Below are 16,866 nucleotides of genomic sequence, written 5' to 3'. Positions count from 1 at the left end.
CTCTTTTTTATGATTCTGATTGCTCTTCTCAAACTCAAAGTCATGACCACCAGCTCTGCTGGTGGTTTGCGCATATCCCTCCGGGATTCATTTCTTCCATCGCCTAAAGGCGAGGTCTAGTCGACCATTTTTTTATAGACTGCTTCCTAAAGGAAGCTTATCCCTCAATTCGATCTGAATTTTCCTGTTCCGTTATATACTTCTTTATTGTCTCTTCGTTCACGTTTCCAACGGTTTCGCAATAGTATCCTCTTGCCCAGAAATGTCGTCCGTATTTGTCACGCTTTTCCGGATGCCGATCGAAGATCATCAGTGAACTCTTTCCTTTAATTCGTGACATCGCCGTCGATATATTGATCTTGGGCGGAACTGATATATACATGTGAACATGATCGCTGCATACTGCCCCTTTGATCGACTTGATTCCTTCTATTTCACATACCCTGCGTAAGATTTCGACAACATCCCTCCTCAGCTCTCCGTACATTTTCTTGCGCCGATACTTCGGAATAAATACTACGTGATAAGTACAGTTATATTTGGTATGTGCTAGACTTTCATTGTCCATTGGACTACCTTGCCTTTCTATGATTGTGGTTGACTAGACCCACTTTCATGATAAAGCAAGGTTTTTCTTTTGGTGCTCCTGTCAAAGCTACTGCTTATTCCGTTCGCCCCACTTCAAGTGGGGGATTAATGGTTGNATTGGACTACCTTGCCTTTCTATGATTGTGGTTGACTAGACCCACTTTCATGATAAAGCAAGGTTTTTCTTTTGGTGCTCCTGTCAAAGCTACTGCTTATTCCGTTCGCCCCACTTCAAGTGGGGGATTAATGGTTGGATCATTCATCAGCAGCAGATATAAGACATTTCAATATTCTAAAAAGTACTGATCTATTTCCTGCTTGTTTTTAAGGATCTTTTCAGTCGGAACCCCAACGAATTCTGCTAGCATGATTGATCCGTCGAAAGCCTCAGCATAATTTGGAGAAAATGCTGTATTGAGGATTTCATAGTACTTTGTCATTGCGCAGTTTAACTTGTTTATATAAATTCGATACCTTTCCTCAAGTTCGGCATTAACGGAATCAAGTTCTTTAAGATATTTATCTACAAGCAGCATCTCTTTCTTCGACAAGTTATCCTTTGCAATTTGATATACGAACATCCCAACGGAATTTCCAATCACTGCTCCTAATACCGGCACAGGTATAACCGCTTGGCCAATAAACGAAGACAATGCACTGACACTGCTATCAAGACTTATTATTTGTGAATTTTCCAGAAATTCTGTCTCATTGATTTTCCCGGTCCTCAACAAGTGAGCTTGCTCTGCGATTGCAAATGATGCTGTACACAGCGCACTGGCAACCGCTGCCGGTGTGGCCGTATAGTTAGTTAATGCATAAATAGTCACACCGCGTATTCCACCTTTTACTGAGCTGATTCCTGACCGTCTTAATATTTCACTCCAATCATCATTTGAAAAGTCATTGACTTTCTTGCCGGATCGAATATTTCGAACTATCTCACTGATAAAAGTCATTCCACCTTCAGCCACTGCCGCAACTACAGTTGCATTAACAGCCTGGTTTAAGTTTGGTTTGCTTGCATCATATGCTTTGCTACGTATTTCCTTATCCTGCTTTTTTAATTCATTTTTTTCACACTGTAGAGTATCGTGAATTTTGCCAGCCTGAACATCATTGTAATCAAATTCTGAAGGCTCCAAGTCTTGAACCTTGATATCTCCACGTGCAAAAAATTCATGAACTTCTTTCCATTGTTTCAACGTAACATCACCATCAGTTTTTGGAAGTTTATTTGCTTCCTTCTCAGACATGGAAAGTAAACGCAAAATTTTCTCATAGTGATCTTTTGGAATCTGGTACTTTCCGCCTTTTGTGAGAAACCATGGGTACTCTTTGTAATGCTGTGCAATCGCCTCCAGTGACAGATGATTTCCAAACTGAACAAATTTTTGCTGAATATTTACACCGTCTCTCACTAAATCTACCGGACCATTATCATTTATCCATTGATAATTCGGCATTTTACCGAGTATTTGCCTGCGGGCATTTCCTACTCCGCATTCAGCCACTTCAGCAATGAAACCGTGCATTCCCTTCGCACCGCCACGATTACGCCCAATTATATATTTGTCAATCTCATCCATCGCCTCATCAACGGAATCCATGGCATTTTGAAGATTAACATTTTGATTATTAAGAGATTCCATCAGATGATCCAGGCGAACCTGGTTGAGATAATTAATCCATGCCGCAACCGCCTGTTCCTGGTTGCTCTCTGAAATTTTCGAAAACTTCATATCACTCACTAACTGTCTTATTCAAAAGAGTAGACAACGCCAGTACATTATTTACCAATGCGCCAAGGCATCTTTGTTCTTCATCTGAAAGCGAAGTATAGTCACTTCCGCATAATGCCTCACACTTTTGAATCTGCGCCTCAAGTTTCATTCTCAGTGTACAAGTTTCAGAATAAAGCGAATCAATTTTTGCATGGAGTTCTTCAAGTGCTTCTGTGCATTTTTGTATCTGAGATATTTCCTGTTTTTCCTGCTCAATAGTGTTGTTCTTCTTGTTTAAAGTGATAAGCACACTGGCTAAGATCGAGGTTCCAGCAATTCCCCATCCAACCGGACCGGCTAATGCCAGGAATGCTTGTCCAGCAGCAATTCCTCCGCCTCCTGCTGCTAGAGTTCCTCCGCCAAGCCACGCCAAAGCTGCATTTTGAGCGACGGCGCCGCTCAGTGCAGATATTGCAGTACCCGTCGATGCGGTTCCAAAGGTTGTTGCAATCCACATCGCCGCTGTAGGTGCCAAACCTGCCACTCCCACACCTGCTGCAATTCCTGCCGCAACTCCACCCCCTGTTTTCTTTAGATCCATCTCAATTTGTTTCTGATATTCCTCACTGCCATTGAAATTTTTCTTTTCAATAACTGATTTACCGATATTATCGTCAAATGATTTAGGATGCGATGCTATGCTATTTATGATTTTCTCTGCCCTATCAATCAGCTCAATATTTTTCTTTCTTTCCTCCAGTAATCTGTTACCAGCTGAATCCACCATTTCATATGTTTCATCGTATTTCTTTTTTTCTTGTTCCAGTTTTTTATGAAGTGCTTTCTGTGGGTCAAGCACTTCTGTAGATGAGTCAATTTCTTCACGAATCTGTTGACACTCATCCGGGAGTTCTAGATCTTTGGACTTGCAAAAATCCAGAAAATTATCAAACGCTTCTTCACATTCATACAATTGTTTTTTTACTGATCCTTTTTCAAACAATCCAATCTTCCCGCCCTCACCAGAAGTTCTACTGTAGATATTGTCTATTATTTCAATCTGTGGCTGCAATTGTCTCCACCGATAGCTTTGCACCATTTTCCAGTAATGCTTTGAATGAAAATATGCCAATATGACAGCTATAACTAATCCAACAAGAATAATAGCTAATACGATCATGTTGCCTTCCCCCATCCGACTCCCAAAGGTTCTCATGTGATGTTTCAGTCAATCAAGTTTTCGGTAAATTTAACAACCTGTTGGTTTTTGATGCTTATTTTCAAAGTGAATAATTTCCAGCAGCAAAATCTTCTATCGTAATAATCCGGAAGCCAAAGGCCACATCACTGTGAACCCGGCAGCTTCCGGACCTTTTTCATTTCAGGGTCATTTCAGGGCCTCTCCCCCAAAGTCTCCCCCAACCTTTTTGGAGAGCCTGCCATATTAGACAGAAGCCTATCTCTTATCTGTTAATAATGTCAGATCTATCCGAGGCAGCGGCTTCGACTACATAACGCTCACCATCCGGATCACTGACCACATGATTCTTCATATATTCCCGGACCGCATTTTCAACAATCCGTGACTTCGGAATGCCGGTTTCTTTAGAAAATGCATCGACCATGTTTGCAGCATCCGACGCAATATAGAGATTCATGTATCTTGCATCACGCTTTTTCCTCGGCATTTTCTATTCCTCTCTTTCTAGGCCTGCCTCTCTTCTGTTTAGGTTCAGTCGATTTTTCCAATCCATAAACATCATATACCTCTGCCGGGATACGATATCGTAAGCGTCTAATAGCCTTTGCTTCAATCTGCCGAACCCGTTCTCTGGTAATACCGAATTTTCTACCAACTTCTTCTAATGTATACTCGTGACCGTCATTCAGCCCCCAACGCATTCTCAGAATCTCTTCCTGGCGTTCCGATAAAGCTGATAACAACTTTGGCAGACGGTAATTCATGAAATCCTTTTCTTCCATAATCTTCAGTTGCTGACCATGATCAGAAAATACTTCATCATTGCCGTGGCTCACTACATCTTCAAAGTTCAATGGCGGTATAAGCAGGCAGCTTAACCGCTCTGCATTCTCTTCATCACATGAAGTGTATTTCAGCAACATCTCCTTTAACTGTTCCGGCTGTAAACTGTTAAAATCAATATTTTTTACCGTTGCTTTCAACTCTTTTACAATTCCTCGAGTGTATTCAACATAATGCGCCGGCATTTTACAGTTTGGTTGAAAATATGGAAGATACCGCTGCATATCCTGCATGATCCACCGGGAACAATATGTTGGAAACAACACCTGTACGTCATCATGATGCTTCCAGATAGCAGTCCAGATCCCAATGCAGGCTTCCTGGAATGCATCTTCAAGATCCAAACCATCTTGCTTATATGCCTGCAACGCGGCTTTAACAGCATTTCTCAACGACATATCAAAGATACGTTCAACTGATTCCTGTGCTTTTTCATTATTTTCATGCACATCTTTAAGAAGATAATCATATTCACCTTTTCTGGCAGCCTTGATATTTCGAACATACTCTATCATTGACTTCATTGACGGACAGACCCGGATGACTTCATCATAAATAGCATCATAATCAAGCTGAGCCATATCGAAGTCTTCCGGAAATTCATCGAAGTTACCTTCATTCCACTGCTCGCGCTTATCTGTCCATAATTGATGTAAGCCTTTGTACCGTCCACTCAAAGCCCGCTCTACTGAAATTCTGTCACGAAGAGCCTTCTTTCCCGATTCTGTGCTGTCATATTCTGCAATAAAACTTCCATCCACCTTCAGATCATGAATGATTTCATCTTTCAAATAATTAAATCTATTATCCAAAATCAAAGGCTCTGTTACATTAACTGGAATATTTGCATCAGTTTTCTCAGCATCGTAAAGTTTGAATACTTGATAGCTTCCCAAGCGTCCTTTTTCAGATGATATGGAATCAGGCGGTTGACCATCAGTTTTATAAATCCGAACGAACTGCAGCACCGCACTTGTCTTACCCGATAGAAAGCGCGCGTAAGAACTACTATGCCAAACAGGCATATACTTCTGTGAAAGCATCCTTAAGGCAGACCTATTCACTTGAAACTCAACCTGAGAATCAATCATCACAGCATAGCTATAATCAGGTTGTATGTTTTTTTCTTGAACTTTTTCTCGAACAATTGTTTTTTCACCGTAATATTTTCCCGGAGAATCAGCATAAGGGAAAAAATACAGATATTCTCCAATGTGTTCAGGATGAATAAGATTGCGTCCGAATGTAGTTATCTGACAACAATCATGAATCTTATTTCCTGCATCTTCCAAAAGGCATATCGTCGCAGGATCTTCACGTAATGCCCAGTTTATCTCTGCCACGATATTCCTCCCTTCACATATTCTTATTTACCGGTGGGAACTGATGAGCCTCATATAGATCTCCGATCTTATTCAGTCCATAGCACATGATAATCCGTACATACCTATATGGTGTTTCGATGCCGGGATACAGAAGGTTCATCAGTTTCAGGATATAACCATCCGGGTCAACTGAACCGACACTGTAATTATTACCTGACGTATCATAAGCTGCACCAAGCTGGTCCAGTTTATCCAGCGTATCAAAATCACGCTGGTAAAACTTAATTGCATATGCCATTGCGAATCGCGCTGCTGACAGAGCATCTACAAATATACCATCATCTTTCAAATGCGTTGCCACTCTGGATGAGTGCTTGGCAAGTGCAAGATCTCTAATATCTTCAGCCATATACAATCACCTCACTTAATTTCCGTATGAAGCGATGTAACACGCTCCAGATTAAATTCATTAATCAGATGTGAACCGAGCTCTTTTCTTGCAACCTGAGGATCAATTTCACCGTTATATGCAAGAAGCATTGACTGTTCTGCCATAGTAGGAAGAGCCCGTATAATATTGGCTTTGTTTGTCGGATCCAGACGACCAAATGGAGAGTCAATAATGATAGGTCCTCTCAAAGGAGCATTCTTATGAAGTGCGCCGATCAAAGAGAGTGCAACAAGATGCTCGTAACCGGAAGATCTTCCAGGTACGACATCACCATTACTGTTAATGATCTGTAAACCATAGTTATCATTGATTCTGAGTGCCACATAATCAGGATCGCCTGTCAGTCTTACAAACAGATCAGATGCATCTCTTTCAACATTCTTCTTCAACTGATCCCGATAAAGATCCATGCTTTCTGAAAAAACCATATACAGACCTTCGCAAAGATGATAATTTTCCTTAGCTCTGTTCAGATCCGCACCACCAGAACTCTTTTCAATCATCTTCATGATGCTCTGCTTCTTGTTTGAATCTTCTTCCATTCTCTGCTTCTCAGCGCGAATGGCATCACGAACGTCCCTTACATCAGCATCAACCAGATTATATTTTCTGGAAAGTCCTAAAACGGCTTCCTCATCATCCTGCATTCCATGACGTTTGATATCGCCCTGCAGTTCATCAATACGATTATGGCATTCAGTAACCTTGATCTCAAGTTTTGCTTTACGTTCTTCCAGAATCTTAACTTCCTGCCGCTGGTCAGTGACATTCATCGAAAGACTCCTTGCGTCTTTCAGAGCATCATTCAATTCATCAAGACGATCCCGCTCAGTTTCACTCAGACCTTTATAATCAGAAGAAGATTCATCAATCTCATCCTGCAAATGCTGAATAATATCCGGACCAATAGACTGGCCGCATACAGGGCATTCCCTTTCGGCTACAGCTCTGCGCATGGCATCAATGAACTGATTTGCAACCTGGCGTTTCTGTTTCTTGTCTTCCAGTGATTTCTGCTCAGTTTCCAGATTTTCACGAACATCTCGGATAGTAGTCAGCAGCATACCTTTCCAAGCTGTGCTCAAAGCAGTACGAATATCGACATTGACGGATTCCAGCTCTTCTGTTACATCCTTCAGATCTTTCTCGGCACTCTTTTTCTCTTCAAGCCATTTACGAAGCAGAACGGTTTCCTTCATCTGAGTTTCCAGAGAAGCCTTCTGCTTATTTAACTCAGCAAGTTGATCTTCTTTATCATCAATCACAGCCTGATGCTGATCGATAATTGTATTCAGACGTTCCAGTTCATCACTGTACTTCTGGGTATTATGGTCTGCGCGCGCAGCACGTGTCTGATCCCTTTCATACATGTTCAGACTATCGCGAATATCACCGACACCATTCTGTAACACTGGCATCCCAAGAATTTTCTCAATAGCTTTCTTAATCTGATCACCTTCAGCATTGTTATCTTCAACAAGCTCTTCATATTCCTGGAGAAGCTCCGCATCAAATAGGAAGAAACGAGACACCTGTTCAGGCATGATCATATTCAGTTCATGCTGCCCCTGTTCATGAGAAAGAACGCTGCCATTCTTACTTAAAAACGTTTCCCGTTCATAGTCTTCATCACTGGACAGATTCACAACCCCAGCACGCGGCTTGAACTGACGGGTTAGTTCATAATGGTCTCCGTCATTCGTCATCACAAGCACAACACTGTAACCATGATGCCCTTCCTTAGCTGCTTCCTGATTCTCCATCTCACTCAGATGCTTTAATTCACCATTCCGTCTTTCAATAACCCCAAACAGGGCATACCGGAAAGCATTTAACAATGTTGTCTTTCCGCGACCATTATTTCCCCAGAAAATAGTGACTCCTGACTGATCCGTGAAGTCGATGACTTGCTCACCCTTGTATGGTCCAAAATTCTGGAGTTTCATCCGATCAAAATGCAGCACTGCCATCACCTCCAGTCTGCCGGTTATTGATATAATCAGCTATGATTTTCATTGTTTCTGTTCTTGCCTTAGCCCGATCATCCTGATTGGTATATTCTGCCAGTGCAACCTTTTCCACAAGTTCCTTAGGAACATATGGATATTTTGATGCTCTGACAGATTCAAGTGCCTGCAGAAGTTCATCAAGATTCTGTCTCGTCTCCGTCATCTTCATATCCTCCTTCGCTGACTTTAGCAAAATCTATTCCATATCTTCTCGCAATCATCTTCAGATCAAATACACATGATGGATTCTCGGCACTGCCTCCGAACTCAATCGCACGTGACAATTCTCCTTCGATAATTGATGTGCTTTTGTCATTCTGATCAAATGATTCTTCCGGCACTGCTATTGCATCATATAGTCGCGCAATGGCTTTCCCTGGTGCCTTACGCAGAATTCGTCCTCTTCGTTGAATAAACTCACGTGGATTCTTGGAAGACGCAAGAATCAATGCATCCGTGACTGATGGTATATCTACACCTTCATCAAGACAGCGGATTGACACAAGAATGCCTCCAACCTTATTGAAATACTCCAGCGTTGAAGTACGGTCACCAAGCATATTTGAATGATATTCATGTGCATCGAAATGATTCTCAAGCAGAAGGTTCAATACCTCTGTCAGTTGATTCTGATCATCACAATAAACAATCCATTTCTGCCCATTCTGATAATTCTTTTGCAGAACAGAAAGAGCCAATGGCACCTTTTCATGTGCCTGTTTCACAATTCTGGATCGTTGAATCATCAGATTCTGTAAATGCGGATCATCCGGCATAGCACCATCGGATAATTTTCCAGACATACTGATTGCAATCAGCCGATTTATTTTCTTTGTCAATTCATTCCATTCGTCCTGTTCCTCTGCGTCCAGATGTACAATCTGTGGAAAGTAGAAATACTTTGTTAACACACCTGATTTAATTGCATCCTGCAATGTAAAGACAGGTTGGATAATACCTCCAAAATATTCCAGCATCTCAGCAGTACCTTCCGGATCGCCATATCGTTTTGGAGTTGCTGATAGACCAAGCCGTTCACCTGCATTAAGCTGAAAAAGCTTTCTATGTTCCGGACTTCCGATGCGGTGTACCTCATCAGCCACAAGCAGAAGATGAGGTCCCTGGACAACATCTTTAATAAAAGCATCAGTACAGGCAGTATCCATGATTGCTATCGTGATACGATTCATATCGACATCCGAATGCGTCCATAAAGACAAAGTCCTGTTACTTTTCCATCGATTGTTTCCATCACCACACAGAAGAAAATAAATATCGATGTTTTTTATATTTGCTTTAATCTCATCTCGCCATTGGTACAACAATTCCTTCGACGGCACAAGAACAAGTACAGACTGATGCCTGTTCAATGCATCTCTTATTGCACAGATAGCTGTATATGTCTTCCCGCTGCCGGTGGCATGTTCCAGAATACCTCTTCGTCCGTTCTTAACCCAGTTTTCAAGAGCCTGCACCTGATGTGGTCTCGGAGTTTTACCTGAATTTTTCTTATCTGACCGCCATTTCCGCGACAGATTGATTTCTGTAGAGATCTCCTGGGTAAGCTGTTTCCAGTCATAACCATTGCTCTTTTCAATCAGTTTCTTTTTCAATGCATCCGGGAACTGATAGACCAGAACATCAGATTCTTCGCCACACCACAATTTATCAAAATAGATTGCGGCACTGTATGCACGCAAAGAATCGCGTGGATCTTCCCAGCTTGGAAATACATCAATGGATTCTGAATTCCCATCATCAGACAATCCCTGAAAAGTCTCGTTCATAGATCCTCGGAAGCCGACAGAATTATTGTCTGCATCTGTAAAGATCCCCACCTTGTCATGAAACAGTCTCTGAAGATCAGGTTCCATTCCTGTCTGAGGAACAGCGATTTTCACCTCCAGAATTCCTTCGGCCACAAGGCATGCCAGAACCCGATATGGCTTATCCGTCTGCGGTGAATCAAACAAACCATCCAGTTCCTGTGCAAGGGAATGCTGCACAATCTCATCATTCCGAGCCGAATATCCTTCGCTCATAGCAGCTTTATCTTTATCAGACAGAACAGGAGAGCAGATGATTCTCATCTTTCCACCATTCTCAACAAATTGTTTCAAAGCATTCCAGGCAATGATATAGATCGTACTGCCAAAATATCCTGATATTCTGTCATATCTTACAGAGCTGCGCATCGCCGGAAGATAGAACTCTTCAGCTATATCATCATCTGACTTGTTATACGCAGGCTTAAACTTATAATCACGCAGTCCCATGATCCGCTTTCTCCATCATGATCTGATAATCAATGTCAAATCGTTTCTTCAAACCCTGTACAAGAAACTTCCGGCGGCATATCACAACGGTTTCTTTGTTATGCTTCTTATGAACATATACATCGTTTTCAAAGCCTTTCAGAAGCTGCCGCAGATAAATCTGAATATTTGCCGAATATGCGAACTCCCGATGTTTATCAAGTTCGAACAGAACCCAGAGGCCGTCTTCAGGATCATCAAACGGTGTCGCATAGCCGATAATCAAAACGGTTGAACCGTCGGATTCATCAAAATGAGCCCGTTCTCCTCGTTTCTGACCATCAATAATCAGTTGAACCTTATATTCATCTTCCGATCTGCCGCCCGGCGGAGCCGTACAGTTCCAGATATAAAGCTTCACTTCACGATTAAATGGAAACTGAAGATACATCTTCATTGGCTTGCGATTATCATTCTCGATACCTTTTGCGTAATCACCAATATCTTCTATGAACATCCTGTGCAGTTCTCTCTGAGGTAATCTGATACTCATACGCGCCTCTCAATCCCTTTGTACTTATCCTTGAGTTTCGGACTGCAGATCATGTTCACGTCATCACCCTGATACTCTTTATTCATCCAGTTCTTCAGATGATAATCAGCAATCAGCGGTTCGGGCAAAGGCATATTGTCTTCATTAACCGATACGTATCCGTCCGTCACTTTCCAGTTATGATCATCATTCAGATAGTCTGTCAGATGCTGATAGAACACCGTTTTCGTCTGCGGCTTCTCATACAGACCGACAGTCGGAAACCACGCCTGATAAAGATCATATACAAATGCAAAAGGCAGCAAGCTCCAGCGGCAGCGCGGTATCATCTGCGAGAAGAAAGCATCAAGATTCTTCTGATAAACATCTTCCGTATGGAACTCTACTTCACGCCATTTCTGGGCCATGTTGCAATAATCAGGATTGATCTCGATATAAACAAAATCCCGGCCAAGTTTTTCAGCAGCAATAGCAGTAGTCCCCGATCCGCCAAATGGATCAAGAACGACATCGCCTTCATTGGTGCCTGCCTTAATGAAGAATTCAGCAAGCTTCATCGGAAACCGAGCAGGATGACTGACACCGAACTGCTTGCAAAGACGATGGAATGTATCATTACTGGATGTGTTACTGATCGTAAGTACACTGCCCGGATCTGCGCCGCCATTGTTCTTCCATGGATGGCTCAGATCAAAGCTATGACGGGAAGGACGGCTGTTCTCTCCTCTGTCTCCCTGCGGCCCAGCAGCAAACAATTCTTCCATACGGTTGCTGTACGGCTTTCTGATTGGATCCATGTTGAATGTCCAGGCATCAGATTCGCTGAACCAGAAACAATATTCATGAGACTTCTTTGTACGTCCCATTGTTCCGTGTGAAAAGATATTCGGCGGTGTTGCCGGATTATACCAGATGTAATCACGGACCAGATGGAAGCCCACCTGTTCTACCATCATGACAACCAGCTTGAATACATAAATGCTCTGATATTTACCATCCAGCTTATCGCTGATATTTAGCACAAAACTGCCAGTCGGCTTAAGAATCCGATACATTTCCTTTGCTCGTGGAAGGAACCACGCATCAAACTTATCCGGTTTGATCTTAATACCAGTTGCACCATAGTCCTTAATCTGATCCGCATACGGCGGGGATGTAAATATGAAATCAATGCTATTGTCAGGCAGCTTCTTCATCTCTGCCAGGCATTCGCCGTTTATAAACTGACCCATAGTCTTCTTCACTTTCACAATTAAAACAAAGCGCTTTCAGATAAAGATATTATATCATCTATTCCTGTTGAAACCGCTACTATTTTCAAACAAGCTGTTAGCGGCGGGCAGAAAGAGCCCTTTTCGCCCGACTCAAATGGCCTTTTTCACCCGACCCGAACACTATCAACAGATTTACCTGGCCCAGTTCGATTTTAATTTCCCTATTTTCTTCTGGAAATGCGTTCTGCCATTCATAATGCCAGCTGGATTCATCATACTTGTTACTTCTTATCCATGAATCTTTACAGTATTGAATTGAATGATGTGCAAAATGATGCCTTCTAATATCACCTTTCTTCGTGATCAATTCTGTTCCACAATACGGGCAGAAATAAGCTTGGTTACTATGCGTATTTTCAATCCAGACTCTCTTATCATCTTTGTCAACGGCGAACTGCATTATTTATCCTCGTCAAGATAGAAGAGATCTTCGAACTTACAATCTAAAGCTGCACAAAGAATAGCCGCGAGATACGCCGATGGAGAAAACTGTCCTGTTTCAATACTCGAAATGGTATTTCTTGATGAGCCAACAAGTTTTGCCAGATCAGATTGTGACAATCCCTTTTTGACTCTGAACTCATGGACCCTGTTCTTCAATAAAAGATGTGATTTCATAGTAATCAAATCGTCTCCACAAGAAAGAAAACCAGACTTACCAACGCAGTAATTGCAAAGATGATTCCAACTATTTTCTTCCACTTCTTCCCATAAATTTTTCCTTCAAGCAAATAATTTGTAGATAATGATGCGGCAAGGATAAAGATTATCCCTAAGTCCCACTGATGGTTCGCAATAAACTTAATGAACATTACAACAACGCAAGCTAATAATGTGATTCCAAATGAGAGCTGATCTCCCGCATCCATTGTTGTGCGTTCATACTCATCGTTAGAATTATCTTCCTGAGCTTTTTTCAAGATTTCTTCGTTTTTCATTTCAGCCCCCTTTTGCCAAGTTTTGTTTGCATTTACATATTAGGTTATGCCAAGTTTACTTGTCAATGCAATAATCTCAATCTTTGCCACTGATTGTTCTGCTAGTTAATTTCATTCATGAAAGGTTTAATGGGATGACATGCAACATCGATTGTGATTTTCCAACAACGAGACGGGATATGGTGAATATCGTCAATAAACATACCTGTTCCAGCAATTTGACCTCAGATAGAAAACCAATAAGAACAACAATAAAAGATCGCATACACCATTGCCCACATAAGTGGTAAACGAAGCGATCTTCTATTGACAGCAACACCATGATGAGAATGTTTCTTTCAGCCATTCCTGGCACCTGCGGAAAGTCTTCTCGCTAGGTTAGCAGCCGAATACGGGATCATCAGCACATACGGTACCGTCTACACCTTCTTCAATAACGATGGACTCATAATGTTTAAAAGGAGCCAGGATATCCGGAAGCTCCCTGTGAAACTTGTGACAGGAGGGATTGGTGCATTGCATTCTACGGATGATATATATTCTTCGATCTCTATCGTAGGAAAGGCCAATGCGCTTTACAGAATCACGATAGGCAAGCTCATGGCCGCACAAAGGGCACGGAACAGTTTCATTACTCCTAATCAAAAAGAGTATCGGACTTATCCAGCGCAACACTCTGATGGGCTGATATTAATCAAGGTTTTTGACCAGCCTCAGAGGGTTTATCGGCAAGGATAGAAAGGACTTCATCTGAGGTTTTTTCCTTTCTTGCATGTGACACTATAAAAAACAGATCAGTGACATTCAATCTGATCTGCCAAGGGCCATTTCATATGAGGCGCAACAATATGGTAAACCTGCCGGGTCGATGACAAAGGAATGATTTCTTCTTTCACACTGCCCCATAAGAAAATCCGGAAGCCAAAAGACACAGGGTCTCCAAAATCCTTGGGGGAGTGAAGTTTGGGGGACCACTTTGGGGGACCTCCTGAATTCAACTTTGGGGGACCGGGATTCTTTTGAATTTTATTGACATATTTCAAGAATAAAAGGAAAGAGTGACCAGCGGGGATATACCTTGCCAGCCACTCTTTTTCGCTCCTATCATGGTGATTGCTGTGTCAACGACGAAGGAGCGATGATTAACAAAGAAAGTATAACAAGGATTTTGAGACTTGGTGATGATTCTGCAGACGTCACCGATGTTCAGATAAGCAGCGACACTATTGAGGTCACTCTGCAGAAGAAAGATCAGGTGATGTTCTGCACTGAATGAGGATGCCGGATGGAATCTAAAGGTATTCGTGCGCGAAAGGTAAACCACCCTGTCATGCAGGACGGCTATAAGCTGATTCTGCACGTCAAAGAACGCAAGTGGCACTGCCGAAACTGTAATTTCTATACGCACGACCGATTCAATTTCCTGGAGGACTACAAGCAGAACACCTCCCTGGTCCCGATCATGATCGTAAATGAAATGAAAGACCTGCATGTCACGGCCAGGCAGGTTGCTGAACGCTTCAATGTATCAGATACCTATGTTATGACAACATTTATGCAGTACGTGAATATGCCCCGCCTGAAATTCACGGAGGCGATCTGTGTGGATGAGGTTCACATGGTATATGACCGTAGAGATCTGTACAGCCTGGTAATCATGGATTTCAAGAGCGGTCAGGTGATTGATATGCTGCCAAACCGCTATGAGAGCACTTCACAGGAATACTTCCTCAATATCCCGAGGGAAGAGCGTGCAGGCGTCAAGTATCTGATCTGCGATATGTACAAGCCATATATCAATTACGTGCAGAGATACTTCTACAATGCCATTGCGATCGTTGATAGTTTTCATGTGATTCAGCTGATCATCAACCGGATCAGGCAGTATATTCGCATGGTCATGAAGAAATATCAGGAGCTCGACAGAAAGGAACTGAAAGAAAAGAATTACAGAAATAACGCAAGCCATAAGACGATGCGTGAATCACGCGAGGTCACTTATCTGAGACGTTATGACTACTTCCTTCTGAAAAATCATGATGACATCGACTTCACGGCTGGCTGGCGTACTTCAAAACGCGGAAATGAATATTACTTTGATCCCTACGTTTATGAGAAGAATTTCTTGGGACTGGACAAGAACTTTTCGAAGATTCGTGACCTCAAAGAATTGTATGTCCAATTCAATAAGAGACACGTCAACGATCCCGAAGGAGCTTCGGAAGATCTGAATAAGATCATTGATACTTATCAGAACAGTGATCTCTCCATGTTCAGGGAGATTGCTGTCACTCTGAAGACGTATCATGACAACATCGTCAACTCTTTTACCTACATCTCCGGAGCTGACAGAAAGAACTCTAACGAGATGATGACACGACTGTCCAACGGCCCCATGGAGGGATTTAACGTCCTGCCAAAGGATCTCAAAAGACAATCCAGAGGCGTCAGTAATTTCGAATACACCCGCAACAGAATCCTTTGGGCAACACGTGAGCAGAAACCAATGCTTGCGATACCTCGCAGCCGCGAAGACGTTCATACTTCTACCGGAAAGAAGCGCGGCCCATACAGTAAACAAAGCGGCAAGCAGGATACCTCATTAGATAAATAATACGGAGGAAAGTCGTTGACGCAGCACTCCTGCCAGATCGATGACAGAGGATCATCTCTTCTGTCATACTGCCCCACAAGAAAATCCGGATATTTAAAAATTTGAGGGGATGGTGACCTGCATTTCAAGGTGATGGGGTTGCCATCTTTTATGTATGTCTGTGAAAGTTTAAGACTCTGGGGTTTGCTTTTTTTGTACAGGTATTGTTCGAATTGGATGAAAAAGACTATCCTTCAGGTAAAGGAGGAATGTTGAGCTCCTGGCAATAATAAAAGCTGGCATCCCCAAACCCTTCGCAGTCCAGCACATGCCAGCGACTCCATTATAGACCTGTCTGATGATCATGATTCATTGTCATTTGCACAAGCTCGTGGAGTTTGTTAAGAATCGCCTGATTCATTCCTCAAACGATTCTTCCACACAGGAAATCATTACAAGAGCTGTTCAGGTCTTTTATGATCAGTCGGTTTCCGAACTGATTGTGAATAATGGCTATCTGTATTACGCAAAGTACAGCAGAAGATTTACCATTCTTGATCATACTGTGCCACTGATCATTAAGCGTGTTTACCGGAAAGGCTCGTCTGCAGATGCAGTTCTGCTGTCTTTCATGATCCCCTACAGCAGCCGCACCGCGGACGATTTTACCGCTGTTCTTACTTCATGCGGGGATCGTTCCTTTACCGTTGAAGAAAGCGGTAATTCCTTTGACTATGACGCTGTACGGCTGATCCGCTGGAAGTTCAACCGGTACTGGCAGAGTATTCTCAATACCAGGCGCATTTACCTCAATACGGATATAACCACGAATTGTATTACCCTGCTTGGCAGGCAGTTCCTGCAGAACAGAAAGCTGCGCTGCCAGCTCGTTTTCACATGACCTCTTTTTCTCACAGCAGGAATATCAAAGAAGCCTCTGCGTTCCTATTCTGAGGGCAGAAGGGATGAAAGCCGATCAATACCGAACGAAGGAACGTTTCACCTCATCATTTTGAAGAAAAGCCCTTCGTTCATCATTTTGATTCGGCTTTCCGGAAAGGAATTCATGCATGGTATACGGTATTCAATCGATTCCCTGCAGAATCAGAGGT

At 42.4% G+C, this 16,866-nt stretch carries 18 protein-coding genes; 3 read left to right on the top strand and 15 right to left on the bottom strand.

What is annotated here, in order from left to right; genetic code table 11:
* Positions 1–157 precede the first annotated feature (157 nt).
* The 15 genes from tnpA to C1714_RS14650 all read right to left on the bottom strand — a co-directional run bounded on the left by tnpA (position 158) and on the right by C1714_RS14650 (position 13,836).
* Entirely contained in the window at positions 158–568 is a 411-nt protein-coding gene (gene tnpA, locus C1714_RS05275) for an IS200/IS605 family transposase (protein WP_102342206.1), read from the bottom strand.
* 304 nt (positions 569–872) lie between these two features.
* Entirely contained in the window at positions 873–2,330 is a 1,458-nt protein-coding gene (locus C1714_RS05270; protein ID WP_102342205.1) for a hypothetical protein, read from the bottom strand.
* 1 nt (position 2,331) lies between these two features.
* Positions 2,332–3,492, bottom strand: coding sequence for a hypothetical protein (locus C1714_RS05265; RefSeq protein ID WP_135567889.1), 1,161 nt, complete (start codon positions 3,490–3,492; stop codon positions 2,332–2,334).
* A gap of 283 nt (positions 3,493–3,775) precedes the next feature.
* Positions 3,776–4,000, bottom strand: a complete 225-nt coding sequence (locus C1714_RS05260) for a ribbon-helix-helix domain-containing protein (protein ID WP_102342203.1) — start codon at positions 3,998–4,000, stop codon at positions 3,776–3,778.
* Positions 3,981–5,699: a sigma-70 family RNA polymerase sigma factor gene (locus C1714_RS05255; RefSeq protein ID WP_102342202.1), complete on the bottom strand. Its 1,719-nt coding sequence runs from the start codon at positions 5,697–5,699 to the stop codon at positions 3,981–3,983. The genes C1714_RS05260 and C1714_RS05255 overlap by 20 nt, the downstream gene beginning before the upstream one ends.
* Positions 5,700–5,712: 13 nt before the next feature.
* Positions 5,713–6,090 carry a hypothetical protein gene (locus tag C1714_RS05250; RefSeq protein ID WP_102342201.1) on the bottom strand — a complete coding sequence of 126 codons (378 nt, stop codon included), beginning with the start codon at positions 6,088–6,090 and terminating at the stop codon, positions 5,713–5,715.
* A gap of 11 nt (positions 6,091–6,101) precedes the next feature.
* Positions 6,102–8,102 carry an AAA family ATPase gene (locus C1714_RS05245; protein WP_102342200.1) on the bottom strand — a complete coding sequence of 667 codons (2,001 nt, stop codon included), beginning with the start codon at positions 8,100–8,102 and terminating at the stop codon, positions 6,102–6,104.
* On the bottom strand, positions 8,083–8,304 hold the full coding sequence (locus C1714_RS05240) for a hypothetical protein (RefSeq protein ID WP_102342199.1): 222 nt from the start codon (positions 8,302–8,304) through the stop codon (positions 8,083–8,085). Before C1714_RS05240 ends, C1714_RS05245 begins: the two co-directional genes overlap by 20 nt.
* Positions 8,279–10,417: a DEAD/DEAH box helicase family protein gene (locus C1714_RS05235; protein WP_102342198.1), complete on the bottom strand. Its 2,139-nt coding sequence runs from the start codon at positions 10,415–10,417 to the stop codon at positions 8,279–8,281. The genes C1714_RS05240 and C1714_RS05235 overlap by 26 nt, the downstream gene beginning before the upstream one ends.
* The gene (locus C1714_RS05230) at positions 10,404–10,949 is read right to left on the bottom strand and encodes a hypothetical protein (RefSeq protein WP_135567888.1); all 546 of its coding nucleotides are present in this window, start codon (positions 10,947–10,949) and stop codon (positions 10,404–10,406) included. The genes C1714_RS05235 and C1714_RS05230 overlap by 14 nt, the downstream gene beginning before the upstream one ends.
* Positions 10,946–12,193 (bottom strand): DNA-methyltransferase, encoded by a 1,248-nt coding sequence (locus C1714_RS05225; RefSeq protein ID WP_135567887.1) that lies wholly within the window; start codon positions 12,191–12,193, stop codon positions 10,946–10,948. The genes C1714_RS05230 and C1714_RS05225 overlap by 4 nt, the downstream gene beginning before the upstream one ends.
* A gap of 85 nt (positions 12,194–12,278) precedes the next feature.
* Complete coding sequence (locus C1714_RS05220) at positions 12,279–12,623, bottom strand: competence protein CoiA family protein (protein WP_102342195.1); 345 nt, start codon at positions 12,621–12,623, stop codon at positions 12,279–12,281.
* Positions 12,623–12,841 carry a helix-turn-helix transcriptional regulator gene (locus C1714_RS05215; protein ID WP_102342194.1) on the bottom strand — a complete coding sequence of 73 codons (219 nt, stop codon included), beginning with the start codon at positions 12,839–12,841 and terminating at the stop codon, positions 12,623–12,625. Before C1714_RS05215 ends, C1714_RS05220 begins: the two co-directional genes overlap by 1 nt.
* Positions 12,842–12,846: 5 nt before the next feature.
* Complete coding sequence (locus C1714_RS05210; RefSeq protein ID WP_102342193.1) at positions 12,847–13,161, bottom strand: DUF6442 family protein; 315 nt, start codon at positions 13,159–13,161, stop codon at positions 12,847–12,849.
* A 378-nt stretch (positions 13,162–13,539) separates the two neighbouring features.
* The gene (locus C1714_RS14650; protein WP_425349048.1) at positions 13,540–13,836 is read right to left on the bottom strand and encodes a DUF6431 domain-containing protein; all 297 of its coding nucleotides are present in this window, start codon (positions 13,834–13,836) and stop codon (positions 13,540–13,542) included.
* Between the two features lie 463 nt (positions 13,837–14,299).
* Here C1714_RS14650 and C1714_RS13970 point away from each other — a divergent pair, with 463 nt between their 5' ends.
* The 3 genes from C1714_RS13970 to C1714_RS05195 all read left to right on the top strand — a co-directional run bounded on the left by C1714_RS13970 (position 14,300) and on the right by C1714_RS05195 (position 16,655).
* Complete coding sequence (locus C1714_RS13970; RefSeq protein ID WP_167849939.1) at positions 14,300–14,437, top strand: hypothetical protein; 138 nt, start codon at positions 14,300–14,302, stop codon at positions 14,435–14,437.
* A gap of 9 nt (positions 14,438–14,446) precedes the next feature.
* A complete protein-coding gene (locus C1714_RS05200) occupies positions 14,447–15,775 on the top strand; it encodes an ISL3 family transposase (protein ID WP_102342191.1) in 1,329 nt (442 codons plus the stop codon).
* Positions 15,776–16,112: 337 nt separating this feature from the next.
* Complete coding sequence (locus C1714_RS05195) at positions 16,113–16,655, top strand: hypothetical protein (RefSeq protein WP_102341306.1); 543 nt, start codon at positions 16,113–16,115, stop codon at positions 16,653–16,655.
* Positions 16,656–16,866: the final 211 nt, after the last annotated feature.

Origin of the sequence: Galactobacillus timonensis (genome assembly GCF_900240265.1) — a bacterium.
Taxonomy (GTDB): Bacteria; Bacillota_I; Bacilli_A; order Erysipelotrichales; family Erysipelotrichaceae; genus Bulleidia; species Bulleidia timonensis.
The sequence above is the reverse complement of the archived record's forward strand: the minus strand, read 5'-3'. Positions and strand labels throughout refer to the sequence as shown.

What these genes read in the sequence shown, in the direction of transcription:
- tnpA (WP_102342206.1), bottom strand. Translation starts at nt 568, where the DNA reads ATGGACAATGAAAGTCTAGCACATACCAAATATAACTGTACTTATCAC.
- C1714_RS05270 (WP_102342205.1), bottom strand. Translation starts at nt 2,330, where the DNA reads ATGAAGTTTTCGAAAATTTCAGAGAGCAACCAGGAACAGGCGGTTGCG.
- C1714_RS05265 (WP_135567889.1), bottom strand. Translation starts at nt 3,492, where the DNA reads ATGATCGTATTAGCTATTATTCTTGTTGGATTAGTTATAGCTGTCATA.
- C1714_RS05260 (WP_102342203.1), bottom strand. Translation starts at nt 4,000, where the DNA reads ATGCCGAGGAAAAAGCGTGATGCAAGATACATGAATCTCTATATTGCG.
- C1714_RS05250 (WP_102342201.1), bottom strand. Translation starts at nt 6,090, where the DNA reads ATGGCTGAAGATATTAGAGATCTTGCACTTGCCAAGCACTCATCCAGA.
- C1714_RS05245 (WP_102342200.1), bottom strand. Translation starts at nt 8,102, where the DNA reads ATGGCAGTGCTGCATTTTGATCGGATGAAACTCCAGAATTTTGGACCA.
- C1714_RS05240 (WP_102342199.1), bottom strand. Translation starts at nt 8,304, where the DNA reads ATGACGGAGACGAGACAGAATCTTGATGAACTTCTGCAGGCACTTGAA.
- C1714_RS05235 (WP_102342198.1), bottom strand. Translation starts at nt 10,417, where the DNA reads ATGGGACTGCGTGATTATAAGTTTAAGCCTGCGTATAACAAGTCAGAT.
- C1714_RS05230 (WP_135567888.1), bottom strand. Translation starts at nt 10,949, where the DNA reads ATGAGTATCAGATTACCTCAGAGAGAACTGCACAGGATGTTCATAGAA.
- C1714_RS05220 (WP_102342195.1), bottom strand. Translation starts at nt 12,623, where the DNA reads ATGCAGTTCGCCGTTGACAAAGATGATAAGAGAGTCTGGATTGAAAAT.
- C1714_RS05215 (WP_102342194.1), bottom strand. Translation starts at nt 12,841, where the DNA reads ATGAAATCACATCTTTTATTGAAGAACAGGGTCCATGAGTTCAGAGTC.
- C1714_RS05210 (WP_102342193.1), bottom strand. Translation starts at nt 13,161, where the DNA reads ATGAAAAACGAAGAAATCTTGAAAAAAGCTCAGGAAGATAATTCTAAC.
- C1714_RS13970 (WP_167849939.1), top strand. Translation starts at nt 14,300, where the DNA reads ATGATTAACAAAGAAAGTATAACAAGGATTTTGAGACTTGGTGATGAT.
- C1714_RS05200 (WP_102342191.1), top strand. Translation starts at nt 14,447, where the DNA reads ATGGAATCTAAAGGTATTCGTGCGCGAAAGGTAAACCACCCTGTCATG.
- C1714_RS05195 (WP_102341306.1), top strand. Translation starts at nt 16,113, where the DNA reads ATGATCATGATTCATTGTCATTTGCACAAGCTCGTGGAGTTTGTTAAG.